General features: G+C 55.9%; 15 protein-coding genes and 1 pseudogene. 10 read left to right on the top strand and 6 right to left on the bottom strand.

The genetic code is table 11. The annotated features are described in order from the left end of the window. Nucleotides 1-421 precede the first annotated feature (421 nt). Complete coding sequence (metE, locus tag DC28_RS05605; RefSeq protein ID WP_037546748.1) at nucleotides 422-2,713, bottom strand: 5-methyltetrahydropteroyltriglutamate--homocysteine S-methyltransferase; 2,292 nt, start codon at nucleotides 2,711-2,713, stop codon at nucleotides 422-424. 84 nt (nucleotides 2,714-2,797) lie between these two features. Here metE and DC28_RS05600 point away from each other — a divergent pair, with 84 nt between their 5' ends. Next, a complete protein-coding gene (locus DC28_RS05600; protein WP_037546746.1) occupies nucleotides 2,798-3,676 on the top strand; it encodes a LysR family transcriptional regulator in 879 nt (292 codons plus the stop codon). Here DC28_RS05600 and DC28_RS16610 read toward each other — a convergent pair. Both DC28_RS16610 and DC28_RS05595 read right to left on the bottom strand, forming a co-directional pair. Then, nucleotides 3,673-3,831 carry an LDCC motif putative metal-binding protein gene (locus DC28_RS16610; RefSeq protein ID WP_193382277.1) on the bottom strand — a complete coding sequence of 53 codons (159 nt, stop codon included), beginning with the start codon at nucleotides 3,829-3,831 and terminating at the stop codon, nucleotides 3,673-3,675. The genes DC28_RS05600 and DC28_RS16610 overlap by 4 nt on opposite strands. Before the next feature lie 183 nt (nucleotides 3,832-4,014). Then, nucleotides 4,015-4,422: a NusG domain II-containing protein gene (locus tag DC28_RS05595; RefSeq protein ID WP_162180195.1), complete on the bottom strand. Its 408-nt coding sequence runs from the start codon at nucleotides 4,420-4,422 to the stop codon at nucleotides 4,015-4,017. A gap of 137 nt (nucleotides 4,423-4,559) precedes the next feature. On the opposite strand from DC28_RS05595, the gene DC28_RS05590 reads away from it, so the two are divergent. Next, nucleotides 4,560-6,578 (top strand): copper-translocating P-type ATPase, encoded by a 2,019-nt coding sequence (locus DC28_RS05590; protein WP_037546745.1) that lies wholly within the window; start codon nucleotides 4,560-4,562, stop codon nucleotides 6,576-6,578. Nucleotides 6,579-6,677: 99 nt separating this feature from the next. Here the strand turns inward: DC28_RS05590 and DC28_RS16885 are convergent, their stop codons facing one another. The 3 genes and pseudogenes from DC28_RS16885 to DC28_RS05580 all read right to left on the bottom strand — a co-directional run bounded on the left by DC28_RS16885 (nucleotide 6,678) and on the right by DC28_RS05580 (nucleotide 9,767). Continuing rightward, nucleotides 6,678-7,490: a sulfurtransferase gene (locus DC28_RS16885; protein WP_342585330.1), complete on the bottom strand. Its 813-nt coding sequence runs from the start codon at nucleotides 7,488-7,490 to the stop codon at nucleotides 6,678-6,680. Nucleotides 7,491-7,658: 168 nt separating this feature from the next. Further along, a pseudogene (locus DC28_RS16695) lies at nucleotides 7,659-8,828 on the bottom strand (YeeE/YedE family protein); the annotation flags it as partial. 27 nt (nucleotides 8,829-8,855) lie between these two features. Then, on the bottom strand, nucleotides 8,856-9,767 hold the full coding sequence (locus DC28_RS05580; RefSeq protein ID WP_037546744.1) for a sulfurtransferase: 912 nt from the start codon (nucleotides 9,765-9,767) through the stop codon (nucleotides 8,856-8,858). A 477-nt stretch (nucleotides 9,768-10,244) separates the two neighbouring features. Between DC28_RS05580 and DC28_RS05575 the strand changes: the two genes are divergently transcribed. The 8 genes from DC28_RS05575 (at nucleotide 10,245) to DC28_RS05540 (ending at nucleotide 18,957) form a co-directional block, all read left to right on the top strand. After that, nucleotides 10,245-11,501, top strand: coding sequence for an MFS transporter (locus tag DC28_RS05575; RefSeq protein ID WP_052078508.1), 1,257 nt, complete (start codon nucleotides 10,245-10,247; stop codon nucleotides 11,499-11,501). A 48-nt stretch (nucleotides 11,502-11,549) separates the two neighbouring features. Continuing rightward, nucleotides 11,550-12,872: a PAS domain-containing protein gene (locus DC28_RS15325; RefSeq protein WP_156104592.1), complete on the top strand. Its 1,323-nt coding sequence runs from the start codon at nucleotides 11,550-11,552 to the stop codon at nucleotides 12,870-12,872. Further along, a complete protein-coding gene (locus DC28_RS05565) occupies nucleotides 12,869-13,612 on the top strand; it encodes an ATP-binding cassette domain-containing protein (RefSeq protein ID WP_037546741.1) in 744 nt (247 codons plus the stop codon). Before DC28_RS15325 ends, DC28_RS05565 begins: the two co-directional genes overlap by 4 nt. Before the next feature lie 317 nt (nucleotides 13,613-13,929). Continuing rightward, nucleotides 13,930-15,378 carry an RHS repeat domain-containing protein gene (locus DC28_RS15320; protein ID WP_052078506.1) on the top strand — a complete coding sequence of 483 codons (1,449 nt, stop codon included), beginning with the start codon at nucleotides 13,930-13,932 and terminating at the stop codon, nucleotides 15,376-15,378. Nucleotides 15,379-15,383: 5 nt separating this feature from the next. Then, nucleotides 15,384-15,908 (top strand): hypothetical protein, encoded by a 525-nt coding sequence (locus tag DC28_RS05555; protein ID WP_037546736.1) that lies wholly within the window; start codon nucleotides 15,384-15,386, stop codon nucleotides 15,906-15,908. 581 nt (nucleotides 15,909-16,489) lie between these two features. Further along, on the top strand, nucleotides 16,490-16,741 hold the full coding sequence (locus tag DC28_RS05550) for a BrnT family toxin (protein WP_037546734.1): 252 nt from the start codon (nucleotides 16,490-16,492) through the stop codon (nucleotides 16,739-16,741). A 13-nt stretch (nucleotides 16,742-16,754) separates the two neighbouring features. Next, complete coding sequence (locus DC28_RS05545) at nucleotides 16,755-17,051, top strand: BrnA antitoxin family protein (protein WP_037546732.1); 297 nt, start codon at nucleotides 16,755-16,757, stop codon at nucleotides 17,049-17,051. Nucleotides 17,052-17,754: 703 nt separating this feature from the next. Then, nucleotides 17,755-18,957: an IS256 family transposase gene (locus DC28_RS05540; RefSeq protein ID WP_037545877.1), complete on the top strand. Its 1,203-nt coding sequence runs from the start codon at nucleotides 17,755-17,757 to the stop codon at nucleotides 18,955-18,957. Nucleotides 18,958-18,959 lie beyond the last annotated feature (2 nt).

Raw genomic sequence — 18,959 nt, 5'->3', positions numbered from 1 at the left:
ACCCCGGCCGTCAGCAGGGTGGTGCGGTATTAGAACCCTAGTGCGCAAAGGGTTGTAAACCACACCACCTATAGTGGAGCAGCCGGTAACTCCACCCAAGGGTGGTGTCGCCGGTGTGCAATGGTACAACCCTTTGCCCACTAGATATTCGAAATGAGGGGTGCCGCTCCAGGCTCCCGGGTGCCCCACGGGCCCGGTCTTGCGAATCCGCCCGCCGCACCCCAAGGCCCCGATCTTCCAGGGTGGCCCCTCTCGGCCCAGTTAGGCAAATCCGCCCGCCGCCCCCCACGGCCCCAATCTTCCAGGGTGGCCCCTCTCGGCCCGGGACCATGGGCCCGAGCTATCACTCCCGGATAGTTAGTCCCGGGACCCCGGGGCCGAGCCAAGCACCCCAAAGGAGCCCCGATCCCAGGTATTACAATCAGGCCTGCCGGGGTTTCCTGGCCTCCCGGAGCTGCCGGGCGGCGGCAACCAGGGCCTCCAGGGCCGGCCGGGTCTCCTGCCAGGTCCGGGTTTTCAGACCGCAGTCGGGGTTCACCCAGAGCCTGGCCGGATCAAGGTGAGCCAAGGCCCGCTCCAGGCGCTCCCGGATCTCTTCGGTTCGGGGAATCAGGGGGCTGTGGATGTCGTACACCCCCGGGCCGAGCCCCTGGGTATAGCCCTTCTCGGCAAGCTCGGCAAACAGCTCGCCCTTGGAGCGGCTGGTTTCGATGCTGATCACATCGGCATCCATGGCCTTAATCCCCTGGAAGATGCTGTTAAAATCCGAATAACACATGTGGCTGTGGATCTGGGTTTCGCTCTTTACCCCGCTGTGGCTCAGACGGAAGGCCCTGGCCGCCCAGTCAAGGGCCTGGGACCACCTGCTGCGCTTCAGGGGCAGCACCTCCCGGAAGGCGGGCTCGTCAATCTGAATAATGGCGATACCCTGGGTTTCCAGTTCCAAAACCTCTTCCCGGAGGGCCCGGGCAATGTTGTTGGCGATAACCTGGGGCGCCACATTCGGGGGGGCGAAGGACCACTTCAAAATGGTAACCGGTCCTGTCAGCATGCCCTTCACCGGTTTTTTGGTCAGGCTCTGGGCGAAGGTCACCCACTCCCAACCCAGATCCGGTTTCCGGGACACCGGCTTGAAGATGACCGGAGGCTTCACACAGCGGCTTCCGTAGGACTGAACCCAGCCCCCCCGGCTCGCCCACACTCCATCCAACCGCTCTGCGAAAAAACTCACCATATCGCTGCGCTCAGGCTCGCCGTGGACCAAGACATCCAGGCCGATCTCCTCCTGGATCCGTATGTTCTCCCGGATTACATCCCGGATCGCCGCCTGGTAGTCCGCTGCTCCCAGCTCTCCCCGGGTCCATGCCCGGCGCAGGGCCCGGATTTCCCGGGTCTGGGGAAAGGAGCCGATGGTGGTGGTGGGCAGCCGGGGCAAACCGAGGGCCTCAGCCTGGAGCGCCTCCCGGGTACTAGAATCCTGGCGATCAACCAGGTCGTCCGCCGAGTCCTCCAGCTCTTCCGAACCCCAGGGGGCAGTCCGGTTTTGGATGGTATCAAGGTGATTCGAATGCCCCTCCAAGACTGCTCCCAGGGCGGACAGGTCCTGAAGCTTTTCAACCCCAAAGCCCAATACCCCCTCAAGCTCCCTGGGTAGATCCTCCCCGGCAATACTCCAGGGCAGATGCAGCAGGTTGCAGCTGGGTGCCAGCCAGAGCCGGTCTCCCAGGTCTTGGTAAAGGGGAGCCAGTTCTTCCGCCAGGGCCGGGATATGCTCCCGCCAGGGACTGCGGCCGTCCACCATCCCCAGACTCAATACCCGGTCCGGGCCCAGGCCCTCGAGGACGGTGTCCAGCAGTCCCTTGTTCCGCTGGTAATCCAGGTGAATGCCGTCCACCGGCAGGGCCAGAAGGGTTTCCAGCTCTTCCTCCACATCCTCGAAATAGGTTGTGAGCAGCAACTTCGGCGTATCTTGGGAGTCAGACCCGGCGGCCTCGTCCGTCCCGGGGATAGCCCTGGACCGGCCCAGGACGGCGTAGCTCCGGGCGAGGGCCTGGCGCCAGTCTTGGTTCAGGGTATCCAGCACCAGGATCGGCTCGTCGATCTGGACCCACCGGATGCCTTCTTCGGCCAGGGACGTTAGAATCCCCCTAAAGGCTGAAAGCAAATCCTCCAGTACGGAGAGCACTGGAAAGCCGTCTATCCCGCGAGACAGGTAGAGGTAGGTTACCGGACCCAGAAGCTGCACCTTCGGCGTATAGCCCCCCTCTCGGGCCTCCCGGATCTGATCGACCAGGGCCGCGGGCCGGGCTTCGAAACGGGTCGACGGACCGATCTCGGGCACAATGTAGTGGTAGTTGGTATCAAACCATTTGGTCATGGCTCCGGGCTCGATATGCTGATCCGCCAAACCCCGGGCAGCCCCGAAGTAGCGGTCGAGCTCTCTGTCGACCCGGGCAGCGGCAAAGCGGGGAGCAATATGCCCCACCAGGAAGGATGTGTCCAGGACATGGTCGTAGAGGCTGAAGTCGCCTACATTGACCATAGACATACCCTGGCGGTTCTGCAGCCTCCAGTTTTCGCCGCGAACCTCCCGGGCTGTGGCAGCCAGGTCTGTCTCACTCAATCCGCCCTTCCAGTAGCCTTCCAGGGCGGTCTTTAATTCCCGGGCCTTGCCGATCCGCGGCAGCCCCAGGGTATGCAGGGTAATACTCATGTCTTTCCTCCTGGTGCCCATAATACCCAGGTAAAACGATAATGAATATTGATTTATTTTTATTAACCCATTACAAATACTTATATGAACTACCTGGAACGACAGCACCTGGAGATTCTCCACACCCTCTCCCGGGAGGGAACCCTGTCCCGGGCCGCCCAAGCCCTCGCCCTGAGCCAGCCCGCCCTGACCCACAGCATCCGCCGCCTGGAGGAGCAGCTGGGGCTGCAGGTCTGGCAGAAACAGGGCCGGGGTATCGTTCTGACCAGGGCGGGCCGGACCATCCTCCGGGCCGCAGAGCAGATCCTGCCGCGGTTTTCCAAGCTGGAGGAGGAACTGGAAAATCAGCGGTCCGGGCTGTCATCCACCCTGACCATCGGAGTGGAGTGCCACCCCTGCCATCAATGGCTTCTCGGGAGCCTGCGGCGGTTCCTCGACCGGTTTCCCAAAACCGATACCCGGATAGTCCGGGACTTCCAGTTCGCCGCCATGGAGGCGCTGATTCACCACAAGATCGATCTGCTCATCACCCCCGACCCCTACGAGCTTGCCAGCCTCAGCTTTTATGACCTCAAACCCTACGAGCTGCGCCTTGTTTTACCTGCGGACCATCCCCTGGCCCATAAGCAACCCCTGAAGCCCGAAGACCTGGCGGGGCAGGTGCTCTTCACCTATCCCGTGGAGATTACCCGGCTGGACATCTACACCCGATTCCTCATCCCCGGCGGCGGAGACCTTCCCCAGCGCCGGGAGCTAGACAGTCATGAAATGATGCTGCTGTTGGTGGAAGCGGGCAGGGGGATCACCGTCATGCCCGATTGGCTCATTCCCGATCACCCCGGCATAGTGAGCCGTCCGGTGGGTCCCCGGGGCCTGCATAAGGTCCTCTCCGCGGGAATTCGCAAAGAGGATGCGGACCGCCGAGATATTCGGGGATTCATCGATCTGGCGGGACAGAATTAGCGGCCCTCTGCCGGACCGTTGGTTTTTTGCTGGACATCACAGCAGTCTAGGCGCCCGGATCCGAACTGTTTCTGATTTTCTTTGGCCATTTTTTCCAGATACCGTTGGAACCTGAGCTTGATTCGTGTTGAAAGGGTTGTGAAGAGTTTTTTCATTGAGAACCTCCTATAGATCATAATATACCCCCAAGGGGTATATTACAACCCAAGATGTTGATAGTGCGCAAAAGGTTGTAACTTCCGATGCTGATGCCGCTATCTGAGGTGTGGCCCTGGGTTGGAGCTGCTATATCTGGTGCTGTTTACAACCTTTTGCGCACTAAGTAGGTGTTGGAGAATCTAGTACACCAGCAGGAGATCGTCCGTGTCTCCCTCCAGAGAAATAAACACGCCGTGGGGCAGGCAGGCGATCCAATTCCCCGGGGCCGGCAGACTTCCCATGGAGATGCATATTTGATTTGGGCATCCGGATTCTATAACCCGAACCTGGTTTTGGGTAATCTCTATGAGGCATGATTGTGGATCCTCCAGGGCCAGAATCGTCCGGGGTTCATCCAGAGGAAATAGCAGCACCTCCTCCGGCGTTTCGATCCGTACCAATGAGCCTGGATCCGAGGATCCGTAGACAGCCCCGCTTATCAGGATTATCGTAAGGATACATACACACAAAACGGTTGTGTCGGTTTTGGTTAGAACAGGTTTTAACATAGTCTTTTTATCACCATATATTCCTTGCCCTTTCGCCATGGGGATAGTATAATACCCCATAGGGGTATAAGATGCAAGAGTATACTATGAATAATCTTATTATTGCTCATTAGAAAAATAACCATGTAGAAAAGAGGAAGCGCCCGGGACGTATTTCTATAGAAGGAGGAACGAAGATGAATCACCAACACCATGGATCACCCCATGAACAACACCAACACCAACATGGCCATCACGATCATAACGCCCACCACCGGATGATGATCCAGGACTTTAAACGGCGGTTTTACATCACCCTGGTTTTGAGTGTCCCGGTACTCGCCCTGGCACCCCTAATCCAGAACGCCCTGGGCTACCAGCTCGGTTTCCCCGGGTCCCAGTGGCTGGTCTTCGCTCTCTCCTCTATTATATATGTGTATGGCGGCTGGCCCTTTCTCAAGGGCTTGGTAACCGAGGTTCGCGCCAAAACCCCGGGCATGATGACCCTCATCGGGGTTGCTATTTCTGTGGCCTACTTTTACAGCGCAGCTGTAAGTTTCGGTCTACAGGGAACACCCTTTTACTGGGAGCTTGCCACCCTCATTGCCATCATGCTGGCTGGACACTGGATTGAAATGGCCTCGGTCCTAGGGGCATCCAGCGCCCTGGAAGAACTCGCCCAACTGATGCCCGCCACCGCCCATAAATCCGTGAAGGGTGAATGGACGGATGTCAGTATAGAATCAATCGAACCCGGCGACCGGCTTCTCATCAAGGCCGGGGAGAAGATCCCTGCCGACGGGGTAGTGGAATCCGGATCCTCCTACCTCGATGAATCCATGCTCACCGGTGAAAGCCGTCCCGTGGGGAAAGAGCCCGGAGACAAGGTTGTCGGAGGATCGGTGAACGGCGACTCGTCCCTGGAGATGACCGTCCAGGGATCCGGGGAGGATTCCTACCTCTCCCAGGTTATCCGGCTGGTGCGGGATGCCCAAGCGGTCAAGAGTCGAACCCAGGCCCTCTCGGATAAGGCTGCCTTTTGGCTGACCATCCTCGCCCTCAGCGTGGGGACCATTACCATGGTCAGCTGGCTGGTAGCAGGCATGGACCTGCAGTTTTCCATCGCCCGGATGGCTACCGTCATGATCATCACCTGCCCCCATGCCCTGGGGCTCGCCATTCCCCTGGTGGTATCGGTTTCCACCAGCGCCAGCGCTAAAAACGGCCTGCTCATTAAAAATCGGACAGCCTTTGAAAACGCCCGGAGAATCACCACCCTGGTCTTCGACAAAACCGGAACCCTCACCCAGGGGGTCTTCCAGGTCTCGGCTATCCACAGCCTCGCCGACCCCGGCAAGACCGAGGAAGACATTCTAACCCTTGCCGCCAGCCTCGAAACCTACTCCGAGCATCCCATCGGCGCCAGTATCCTTCAGGAGGCCCGGAAACGTAACCTCCGACTTCAAGATGCCCAGGATACCCAGATCCTCAAAGGAAAGGGGATTACCGGCGCCATTGACGGTAACACCACCGGTGTTTTCAGCCCCGGGCACCTGGAAACCCTGGGGATACCCCTGCCGGAGACCCTCCCGGCCCCCGACGGCGGCACGACCCGGGTCTACCTTGTCCAGGAGCATACCCTCCTGGGGGCCATCGACCTCTCAGACCGTATCCGTCCCGAATCAAAATCCGCCATCACGTCCCTCCAAGAACAGGGAATCGCCTGCTGGATGCTCACCGGGGATAACGAAGCCACCGCCCGGGCGGTATCGGACCAGCTCGGTATGGACGGGTACTTTGCCCAGGTGCTCCCGGATCAGAAACAGGATAAAATCCGCAGCCTCCAGGAATCCGGAGAATACGTCGCCATGGTGGGCGACGGGGTAAACGACAGCCCGGCCCTTGCCCAGGCCCAGGTCGGCATTGCCATCGGTTCAGGCACCGACGTTGCGGCTGCCAGCGCTGATATCGTACTCGTCCAGTCCGATCCCCGGGACGTAGCCACCCTCATCCGTTTCGGCAAGGCCACCCACCGAAAGATGATCCAAAACCTCATCTGGGCCACGGGGTACAACCTCCTGGCCATTCCCCTGGCCGCCGGGGTCCTCTTTCCCCTGGGCATCATGCTCTCCCCCGAGGTCGGAGCCATCCTCATGTCCCTCTCCACGGTCATCGTCGCCATCAATGCCCGGTTGCTCCGGCTCAAGCGGACCTAAGCGATAGTCTGTGGTTTTTTAGGGTGATTCACATGCCCCTGGCCCGTTGAAATCACCCCAAAACCCGACCCCTTAGCCCCGGCACACCCCCGGCCCCGGTTAGACCTGCCGCCGCGACCATTCCCGCCAGGACCCATCGTAGAGGTGGATCTCCTGTTCCGGGTACCGGTGGGCGAGAAGCCAGGCACTATGAGCGGCCCGCATGGCGCTCCGGCAGTAGAGGATAACCCTCGGGAAGTCCTTCACCAGGGGATCCCAGACCCGCGTAAGGACCGGCTCCGGCGCCAGCAGAATACCCTGGGTATCCAGGGCCTCCGACCACTCCCGGTGTACCGCCCCGGGAATACTGCCGGCTTCGAATTCCTCGGCGCTTCGGACATCGATAATCCGGGTATCCTGACGGATCAAGGCCTGCTGCACCTCCTCCATGGTGCTAATCCTGACCGGCGGCGGGTCTTGCCGGGATTGTGGATCAACCCCCGCCGGGATATTCAGCCCCGCGGGCCGGTCCAGGGGTTGTTCGCCCGCCGGGGTTTCCAAGCTCTCGAAATCCGAGCCAAGCCCCTCGCTGATGCTGTACCCCTCCTGAATCCATGCCGAAAGTCCCCCCTGTAACACCGAAACTCGGGTCCACCCCGACAACCTCAGGGCGATGGCAGCCCGGCATGCCTCTTGGGCATCACCCCAATCGTAGACCACCGCCGGTCTGTCTCCCCCGAAGCGCCGGGGGGAAAACAGCTCGGACAATCCCTCGGGATACATTCCCCCGGCAGACTTGCCCTTCCAGTCTCCATAGACCCAGGAACGATCGAACCAGTAGGCCCCGGGAATATGTCCCGCCTCATAGCCGATCCTGTTTCCAGCCACGTGCAAGACCAGGGCCGGGGCTTCTACACCCCCTCGGTCCGGCATCACTGCCCGAAGACCCCGGGGGCTGATAAACCCCCGAACCTCGGACTGCCCGGCCCCGGCAGCAGGGCGGCTTGATCCGGGGCTCCGGAACACCGGCTGAGAAGGCACATCGCACCCCCCGGCATCCTTACGATTCCGGAAGAATGCCAATCCCCCGATAATCCCCAGGGTCATAAAGAGGGCGAAGACCCAGCCGCTCAGACTCAGGGCCATGGTTCCCGATAAAAAGGTTCCAATAGAACACCCCAGGCTGATCATCGCGCCGTAGCCCAATAACAACCCGCCGAATATCTGCCGGAGCCCCTGGCGCGCAGAAACCCCTGTCAGCCGGAACTGTCCGGCTCCAAGGCAGGCAATAAGGCTCCCGGCTGCAATGGTTAGCAAAAGAACCCCGTTCTGGCTGAGGAACTCTCCAGCCTCCTGGGGAACACACCCCGCCACCGCATCAAGCCCCCGGACAATGCCTTGGCCGATGAATCCCAGCTCCTGGGCCAATCCCCGGCCAACCCGGGAAATTTCACTGGTCACCCCCAAGGGACGAAGGCGCAGGTAGGCTGCAGCCCCGATAACCCCGATAATTCCGGCTCCCCACCAGGGGTTCCATCTGCCTCGGATAACCCGGCGGAAGGGGTCTAGGATTCCGGTGTCTGGGGGAATCACCCGGGATGATTTTACCCTCCTTCCCGCCCGGTACAATACCAGGGAAAGAACACCCAGGATCACCAGCTGGACCGCCATAGCCCCGGGATAGCCCAGGTGCTGGGGCAGCCAGATTACCGGTGCTTCCTGAATGGTCCGCAAATACTAAAAATCCCAGGTTGCATAGCCCAGGGCGAATCCTCCAAGACTGCCAAGAAGGGCCAACCAGGAGCCGCTGTTCCCGGCCCCGCCCCGGTAGAGATGACTGGAAATACAGGATCCGGATACAGCCATACCCAGACCGAAGAGCAGCCCCCCCGCCACCAGGTTCCAGCCCACCGGCCCGATGAAGGCGTTGGGGGGCAGCCACCCGGCCCGGGGATCCGGCACCCAGGACCCGAAGATCAGCAAATACCCCGCCGAGCCGACTGCAACAGCAAGCAGCAGCCCCTGGAGGGGCCGGGTATTACGCCCCTCCACCCCGTCCCGCACCATACAGAACATACAGAACCTGGTCCGGTAGAAGACTGCCCCTAACACAAGACCGAAGAGACCGGTCAGGGCCAGGTCTTCATACACCAGATCGCCGGAGTAGGAGAGGGAGGTGAGAATCACCCCCAGAACAATCAACAGCACAAGACCGGCTGCCCCCTGGACGGTCAAACGCCTTGACCGCCGGGGCAATACGGCACCTACCATGGGACGGGATAGAGAAGACATACTCGCTTATTTCCCTCCCCAAACCGTTCCGGCAACATTGGTAATGGGAACCCCCACGGAGTTGCCGTATTCAGTCCAGGAACCATCGTAGTTCTTCACCTCGTATCCCAGAATTTTCGAGAGGGCAAACCAGGTATGACTGCTGCGCTCTCCGATCCGGCAATACACAATCACAGGATCTTCCCCGGTAACTCCCACACCACGGTAGAGCCGTTCGAGCTCCCCGGGACTCTTGAAGGTACCATCTGAATTTACCGCCCGGCCCCAGGGTACGTTCACGGCCCCGGGAACATGACCGGCCCGGATGGATAATTCCTGTACGCCTGCCGGAGCAAACACCTTGCCCTGGTACTCATCGGCGCTCCGGATGTCGATGATCTTCGCCTGGCTCCGTCCCTCGGCGGCAGCAACAACATCCTGAAGGCGGGCGCGCAGCTCACTATTGGTTCCGGAAATACGGTAGGTTGTGCGCCGCGGTCGTGCCGGTGCGGTGGTCAGGGGCCTGCGTTCGGCTTCCCACTTATTCCGACCGCCGTCGAGAAGGCGGAAATCCCGGTGGCCGTAAATGTCGAAGATCCAGGCTCCCCAGGCGGCAAACCAGTTGTTAGTATCACCATAGATGACCACCGTATCATCCGGAGAAATCCCGCTCCGGGAAAGCAGGTCGGCAAAGTCCTCGGGCTGGGCGATATCCCGCACCACCGGATCCACCAGATCGCTGTGCCAACGGAAATTCACCGCCCCGGGAATATGACCCTGCTCATACACCCCCGGATTCACGCTGACTTCCACGATCTTGACCCGGGGATTATTGAGATTCTGGGCAAGCCAATCGGTGCTCACCAGAAATTCCGATGCAAACAATCCGGCGCCGCTCTCGGCTGCCAGCAGAACGAGCAGAAATAGTAACCGTTTCATGTAAACCTCCTAATGTAACGTTACTTAGTTAAGAATCATTCCTATACTTGATAATCTCAATAAAGAAACTTGTCAATAGTAGAAGGTATATTTGCCTAAGTATTACCCCATAATCTTGAATCGAAGGTGTAGAAACGAGTGTATGCCCTCCCGGGCGTACCTCATCCAGGAACGACTCACCAACGCCCTGAAGCGAAACCAAAGGTGAATCTAGTGGGCAAAGGGTTGTAACATCCCCGGCGACGGTACTGTTTCTGGGATCGGTTCTCTTTGAATGCCCCGGATCCGGGGGCTTGTACAAGGGTTGCACACGAAAAGGATAACCAAGGGCGTCTGTCTCCCCTGGAGCCAGGACATACCCTAGCTAGGCCTCACCGACTACCCGAACCCGCATCTGCGTGCCCTGCTGCGCAAAAAAGCACCGCTATCCCCCCGGCTTGTACCCCCCGGGGGAATCTGATACCATGACCCCATACCATGTCAGCATATATACTCTTTTTACGCGCCTACCCCCTCCATGTGGGATTCGGCTTCTTATTAACCTTCTTTTCCAGCCTGGGTCAGACCTTCCTCCTGTCCCTCTACGTGCCCCATATCCTGGCGGCCCTGGGAATCTCCAACGGATTATTCGGCACCCTCTACGCCCTGGCCACCATCGGCTCGTCTCTGCTGCTGATGAACTTCGGCGGCCGGATCGATCACGCAGCCCTGACACCCTACGTCTATAAAACCCTGGGTCTTCTCTCCGGGGCGGCGGTGCTGCTTGGCTTAGTGTACCACCCTGTGCTGTTGCCCCTGGCCCTGCTCGGACTACGCTTTGGCGGCCAGGGCCTCATGAGCCACATCAGCCAAACCGTTATGGGCCGGCACTTCTCGGACCACCGCGGCAAGGCCCTGAGTCTCTCCTCCCTGGGTTACTCCGTGGGTGAAATGATCTTTCCCCTGGTCATAACCCTGCTCATTCCCCTGGTGGGTTGGCGCATCAGCCTCGTCGTCAACGCCCTGGTCATGTTGGCCGTCATGGTTCCCCTCCTGCGCCTCTTACCCATGGCGGAACTGGATGCAAGCCGTCTCAGTGTTCAGGGTGATTCCAATGTCCCTGCATCAGTAGAATTACCCCAGAAAACCCCAAGCGCCGCCCCGGCTCCTTCATCCGCTTCCAGAGCCCAGTGGCACATCCTGGGCCAAGCCCGGTTCTGGACCATGGCCCCCTCCATCATGATGCAGAGCCTCATTATCACCGCTGTCTTTTTCTATCAATTGGTCTTGGCCGAGGCCCGTGGCTGGGCACCGGAGTGGTACAGCATGGTCTTTACCGGCTACGCAGTCTCCCGGTTCGTCTTCGGTCTGGCGGGCGGTCCCCTGGTGGACCGGTTCACCGCCCGGCGGCTCTTTCCCCTGCACCTGCTCCCCATAACCCTGGGACTTCTCATCCTATCCCTCAGTGAGGCACCCTGGGCAGCCGTGAGCTTCCTCTTTCTGGCCGGAGTCTCCATGGGCAGCAGCGGCCCCATAAAGGCTGCGGTCATCGCCGAGGTCTACGGCACCGCAAACCTTGGCGGCATCAGGTCCGTCTTTACAGCTATCATGGTCTTCGGAACCGCCCTGGGACCCATGATCTTCGGCTGGTTCCTGGACGCGGGCCTTGGCTTCGGGCCCCTGCTGCTGGCATCTGGGGTAATAATGGTAGCTGCCATTGCCCCGGCCTTTTTGGTATACCGCCGCCAGGGGTGATCCCAAATGAGAGAGCCGTGGGTGCGGCTCCTGTGTTATCATTAGTGATTGAAAAGGAGCAGCGACATGGCCGAATACCTGGAAAACCAAACCCTCACCAGCCGCTTAGAAGCCTACGCCCAGGGCCTGGGCCAGGGCAAGAACACCCGAAGCCACTTTGACGACTTCCAGGATGATCTATCCCAGGCAGGCCCCTATGAAGTCAATACCGTCATCCACCGCATTGTGGATCAGGAGCTTTCAAAACCCGAGCCCGATCTTCTCGGCCTAAAAACCCTGGTTGCCCGATTCATTCGGGCCTGCGGCACCGGCCTGGAACAATCCGGCATTCCCGCCTACCCCCCGGAGAGCCCCTTGGCCACCCTATCCCGGGACCATCGTACTCTCCAAAGCCATCTTGCTCGGGTTTCCGCCGCTATAAAAGACTGGGCAACCAACCGTGGAACCCGTGCAGGAATCCCTGAGCTCATCCAGGCCCTGGAAAGCGCTCTGACTCCCTTAAAAAACCACTACCAAACCCTGCAAAACGAAGTCTTTCCCCGCCTGGAGAAAACCGCCCCGGACCACCACCGCTGCGTCCAGCTCATGTGGACCATCCAAGATGATGTGCTTGGCTGGGGAAACGAGGTTCTGGGCTTACTAAAAAACCAGGGTGATTTTCATGCCATAAATACCACCCTGGGCCGGTTCATCCTGGATGCCCGGTCTCTCATATACCGGGAAGAGCGGATCCTCTTCCCCGTGGTCCACCAGATGGCGGGCTTCACCTGGCAGTCTCCGGGAACCACCCGGCCCGCCACCCCCGAGCCTCATACCGCCGCCGGTTGGGAAACTACCGGAGGGCAATCACCCGGACCGTTCCGGACTCCCACGGGCAGCCTCACAGCCCAACAGCTCCAGGCAATTTTCAAGACCTTGCCCGTGGATATCACGGTCATCGACTCCGAGGACCGGGTGCAGTATTTCTCCGACACCCCGGACCGCGTCTTTCCCCGTAGTCCAGGCATCATCGGCCGGAAGGTAGAGGATTGCCACCCGCCCCGGAGTATGCACCGGGTGCGGAGCATTGTGGATGACCTGAAATCCCGCAGGAAGGACAAGGTTCAGTTCTGGCTGAATGCCGGGGGTACCAAGGTCCTCATCGAATACTACGCCCTCCGGGACGAGGAGGGGCGATACCTGGGCACCATGGAATGCAGCCAGAACATCGGGCCCATCCAGGCCCTATCCGGAGAAAAGCGCCTGGAACCCCCGGGAGGGGAAAACTTACAGGAAGATGATTCTCCCCAGGCTCCCCCGTCCCACGGAGCCTCGTCCCCCGGGGAGGGCAGGAGCCGGCGCCCCGGGCAGCCCCCGGAGGCTGGGGTATGATCGAGTCTATTACATTTACCCGAGGCTATCCTACTAAACTCCGGGGAATCGGCAAGAAAACCATTACCCTAAATCCCCGGCTGAATGTCCTCTACGGTCCCAACGGCGCGGGCAAAACGACCATACTGCATGCCCTGGCCAGGGCTGCGGGCTGCAGCCAGGGGGGCTGGTCGGGAACCGACGACCAGGTTCATTTGGACGCCCTAGCGGGGCAGAAGGCCCCCAGCCGTCAAATCACCCTGGAAGAACCTCCCTATTCAGCCCGGATACTTTGGGACGGCAGACCGGTGTTTTACCAGGATTGTTACGCCGATACCGGAAAGTCCCTAATCAGCGAGGATTACCTGGAGCGCCATGCCTACCTGCGGTCATCCGGGGAGCAGCGCATCGGCCTGGTGAACGAGCTCATCAATTTTATGGATGAGCGGTTTCTTACCTACAAGCTTCCCCGGGATGCCCGGCCGACCCTGCTCTTGGACGAGGTGGACAACCATATCGGTATGGCCGCCCAATCGGTGTTCTGGGACGATATAATCAGTCAGCTATGCAAAAAATACCAGCTGGTCATTTCTACCCACAGCATCTTCCCCCTGCTGCTCCAGCGTGACAACAGCCTCCGCCGGGATACCATCCACATGCTCGAACCCCGGTACGGCGATATCTGCCTGGAGCAGCTGGGCAAAGCAATAGAGTACTACAACCGGCAACACTCCGACCTGAAATCTCCCGGGGCCTGGTAGGGTGGGGGTAACCCGGTAAGGACAGAATAGTTTCTTTCACGTGGCGTGTAACCGCTGGAAAACTACACCAGATGGATGGGCACAATATAGTGAGCCCAATTGTCAAACAGTTTCCTGCTCAGTATAAAGTGGAATCCAGCTCCTATGCAGCCGTTGCTGCCGTTTGAATGTGAAACAATTCATACCGTAGATCTGGTATTTCATAGTCCAGCGATTGGTGGAATCGTTTGCTGTTATAGAACCTGAAATATGTGGCGATACCCCGCTTCATATCCCGTATTCCCTCATATGATCTGAGGTAGATATTCGCGCGATTCGTGAAGCTCCATTCTACGGTGCACAAGCTTGATGCAGACGGAAACGCGGTTGCGGGAAGTACCTTGTTGTCCGTTACTGCCGACTCGATTACTGTCATAGCCCTTTCTGGCGGACGGAATGAGTTCTACAACTATACCCCCGATGGTAATCGTACTCAGGTAAGTATCTTAGCGGTCACCATGGAAAGCACGTTCTACCGGTACTATTCGGATAGCGACTTAATAAAAGTTGCAGGGAATACGGCCTACCATTATGATGAGAACGGAAATCTACTAGAGAAGGGGAATGTCTGGACTGAATCGGGGGACACGGTAAGTATTACTGCAACCGGTGAGTACTGGAAGTACGAATATGATCTGTTGAACCGGCTTACGAAGGTGTACCAGTATAACGCCGACAGCGCGGCTGTTGAGCTCGTGGTTGAATACGGTTATGACGTAAACAACCTGCGGGTGTACCGCAAGACCTCCGCTGGCGAGATTACACACTTTGTCTTTGATCTTGACGGCAACCGGATAGAAGAACACGCAAGCACCGGATCGGATTACTACGTCTGGCGGAACGGGCGGCATCTGGCTCGGCGCACCAGTGACGGCATCACGTATTTCTACTCCACCGACCATGTGGGATCAACGGTGTTGATGACCGATGAAGCAGGCGCCGTGGTATGGAGCGGGGAAGCAACACCTTTCGGGGACCAGGTTTCTGAAGACGGGGCGCTTGCTGATTCTGAGGAGCTTAAGTACCAGGGCAAGGATTATGACCCGCTGACTTCGCTTGTGTACATGAATGCGAGGTGGTACAGCCCGGAACTCGGAAGGTTTATGTCAAAAGATCCGGCAAGAGACGGAGTGAACTGGTTTGCTTTTGTGGGGAATAATCCTTTGACGTTTGTGGATCCGACTGGGTTGGCTGATATAGAAGCCGATCGAATAAATGGGGATGAATTTCGTGATACGGATGGGGATCTAAGAAGTCCAACATACCTAAACGAGAGATTAGCTGAGGTAATGGATAGTTTTGTTGGAGGTGTGTATACACTCGGGGGTGAAAAGCCAAGTACCGATATGGATGGGGGTGAAGGGATAGATTGTTCTTCGGCTCCATTAATCGCTGCTGAAAGAATATCCGGTGTTGGTCTGAGGGATCGTACTGCAGATGAAATCGCGAACGATCCAGATTTGGTATTACCGGGTAAGGAAGAAATAGGCTCAATGAACGCATTTGATTGGAAGGCAGGTATTGATTGGTCTGATAGCATTGATGGTCCAAAATTTATAGGGAATGGAAAAATAGATCACCTTACCATGAATGCTCCTGAAGCGATTGAGATACATCCTTCTTCTGTCAGTGGTACGATAACGCAAAGAAATCAAGGTGCACTAGATAAATTGGCCGGTAGTGTTAAGAATATTGTCTTTAACTGGCGGTACATTTTAGGAGAGTAAAGAAATTGAAAATCAAAAGAGCTAATCGGAGAGCAGTCTTGTCATGTGCTTTATTTGTTAGCCTCTTATCAGGGTGCGAGGCAGATAGCAAAAATGTTGAAGTTCAAAATTTTTCGACTGAGTCTACGAAACAAGTACACACAAAAATAAGCCAGATTGAATATGCAGAACCACGGTTGGAGATATTAAATAGTTTTTCAATAGAGATAGAGCAATTGGATGCAGCTGACTCATCAGAGATTGTCTTAGTTTTGGAAGACGGCAAATTAGTAGATCCTAGACCTATCTCTGGGCCTTTAACAATTCTTGACCTTAATAGCCAATATGGAAATGAACACCTACTTGGATATAAGCAGTTCTATGGATGTCAACTTGAGTTGATCATCAATAACACGACAGGATATCCAGAAGAGTTGAAGATTCTTCCTTTTTTTGATGGTACGCAGAATAAAGGCGCGCGTCTCACCTTTGAATGGAAAGTTCTACCAGGTAGATCAACCTTTTTTAGGTATGACACGAGCATCCCATAGGAATCTAGCATACTCCCATAGGTGAGTATTTACAAAGCCTAATAAGCGCTTTGACCAGACGCTCAGCTCACAGCTGAGCGCAGTTCAAGCGAGATCATTAGGCTTGCCAAAAGCAACTAAAAACCGGGAGCCTATAACAGGGCTCCCGGTGCTGTTTTAGACCACCAATCCGCCTACGGCGGGGCCTTGGGATTCTTGCGAATCCCAGCGGCTGTAATAATTCCTTTGAGCTCGAACCACAATTCCCCTAATCCTTCCCTATCTGCCACAACCGGTGGAGAAGGATGCACAGCTCCTGTAGTGTATCAATTGGCCTCCCCCAGTAGGCCGAAAACCCGTTACGCGGTGAGGGCCCAAAGGGCCCGAACGAACAGCCGGCAGGAGGCCGGACTCGCGCGTAACGCGTTTTCGGTATAGGCCAGCGGACAGGGATGTCCGAAGGCCGGACTGGGGCTGGCTATTACCTTTCCTACCTTTTCTCAAATTCAGGCGGAAGCAGTACTCTCTGCCGAGGAATAGTAAGGTTCCTGTAGTTTGGAAGTATAATTGCATAAATGTAAATACAAAAGTATAATTATAGAATGATCTTTGAGTGGGATGAGAAGAAGAACGAGATAAATAAATCGAGACACCACATCTCATTCGAGGATGCGAGATATGTATTTGCCGATCCCTTTGCCGTGACCAGGGTGGATTACAACGAAGAAGAACCGCGCTGGCAGATTATGGGACACATAGGAACGGAGCTTTTGGTGTTGGCAGTGTATGCCATGAGAAACCGCAATGGCGAAGAGGTAATACGTATAATATCGGCACGGAAAGCAACATCGTAGGAGAAACGACGGTATGAAAACGATACATGGGTTTAGCCCACTAACAGAGGAACAAAAACAGCGTCTTGAGAAGCTGTCGAAGCTTCCTGATAGCGATATTGATACCTCAGAAATCAAGGAATGGAGCGATGAGGACTTCGCAGAAGCAAAACAGTTCCAGGAAGTATACCGACCGAAGAAGCAGCAGATTACTGTGCGGATAGATGTAGACGTGTTGATGTGGCTCAAGAGTCACGGGAAGGGGTATCAAACCTTGATGAACGACCTTTTACGGAAGGAAATGCTTGAAGAAATAAACAAGGGTGCCTAAATTGGAAAGGCAAGATAAAGTAAATGTATGTAAAACGCAGTAAACCGCGCATCATAAAGAATTAATACGTATACATCTGCAAAAAACGTATACATTATTATAGCATAAGTCTTTACATTGTAATAAATTAATACGTATACACCCGAGAATTCAAGAATCAAAAGCTATAACAGCGTGCATTCGAGCGGAATGAGAAAAGCTAATTTCGATACCCTGTTGGTGTTTTTTAGGAGCAGGATAAATGAAGTTATTCTCCAGTTTCGCCTTTACCATATCCGTCAATCATTCTCAGGACAGTTTTCTGTTTGAATTCTGATAACTGTTCAATGCGTTTGACTCGTCGAATAATTCGTAGTCCGACTGAATCATCACTGGTTGCGCTGGTGGTGTCAGGTGGGTTGAAAACCGAGAATCATATCTGTGGATACCTTGTGGATCCTGGCTAATTTGATGATGATATCATCATGGAGCCGTAATCTCCCTCGTTCACAATCCCCCATTTTAAAAGGCAATCTCTCAGATATTTTCTTTTATCCACCGGGTTATTTCTGTTAATGCCAAGGGTGAGAAGGTCTGTTCAATCCTGGAATACTCGGACATCATTCCTGTGTTGGTGTACAATTCTTTCTGTAAATTAGGTTGAAGAAAGCAGGCCGATCAGGCTCAAATGGTAAGTGACGAAACAAACCATAAGGAGAGCCCGATGGCCTACCAATCAGAGTATACACTTTTAGAGCAAGTGATCCAAATGTTAGCCACCAAGGAAGACAGTAAATTTTCTAAGGTGATAGAAAAGGTAGTGAACGAAGCAATGAAACTTGAGCGAGCCAAAACCCTTCAGGCCGAACCCTATGAGCGGACCGAAGATCGAATGGGCTACGCCAACGGGTTTAAGAACAAAACCTTGGCTTTGGCTACCGGGAAGGTATTACTCAAGATACCTCAAGTCCGCGGACTGGAATTCTATCCCAGCTGTATCGAAAAGGGTATTCGGAGTGAACGAGCCTTAAAACTTGCGATAGCCGAGATGTACGTAAAAGGGGTCAGTACTAGACGGGTTTCAGATATCGTAGAAATCCTATGCGGCACCGAGGTGAGCTCCTCACAGGTAAGTCGATTGGCGAAGGAGCTGGATGAAGAGGCAACATCCTGGCGATCCTCGCCGGTAGGACAAATACAGTATCTCGTGCTCGACGCTACATATGAATCAGTGCGTGTAGGCTCGAAAGTGGTCAAACAGTCCCTACTGATGGCCATAGGCGTCGATTATGAAGGCAAACGTCAGATTTTGGGCACAGAAGTAGCCAATAGCGAAGCGGAGGTAAATTGGCGATCGTTTCTAGAAGGCCTGGTTCGTAGAGGGCTCCATGGTCTGACCATGATTACCAGTGATGACCATGCGGGTCTTCGAGCAGCTATCGATGCTGTGTTTCCTGGAATCTTGTGGCAACGGTGTCAATTTCACTTGCAGCAAAATGCTCGTGGTTACGTGACAAGGAAAGACGATGTCCCGGCGGTAGCGGCGGAAATCCGCAAGGTTTTCAATGCCCCAGATGAACAGAACGCCGAAAGGTACTTGCAGAGCCTGGTAGAAAAGTATGAGAAGACCCAGCCCCGTCTTGCCCAGTGGGCTGATGAAAATCTCCGGGAGGGATTAAGCGTATTTCATATCCCGGAAAACCACAGGAGGAAGTTACGAACCTCAAATTTGGCTGAACGTCAAATGAAAGAAATAAAAAGGCGAACAAAGGTCGTAGGCGTATTCCCTAATGCCGATAGTTTGCTTCGCCTTGCGGCGGCCATGCTGATCGAACAGAACGATCAATGGCAGAATGAAAAACGGTACTTACCCGAGTCTAATGATCGCCCTGCTTTTAAAGAAATTTACAGAAAAAAGGTTGCTTAATC

It is taken from the genome of Spirochaeta lutea (assembly GCF_000758165.1).
Taxonomy (GTDB): domain Bacteria; phylum Spirochaetota; class Spirochaetia; order DSM-27196; family Salinispiraceae; genus Spirochaeta_D; species Spirochaeta_D lutea.
Note: the sequence above shows the minus strand (reverse complement) of the source record. Positions and strands in the feature narration are given on the sequence as shown.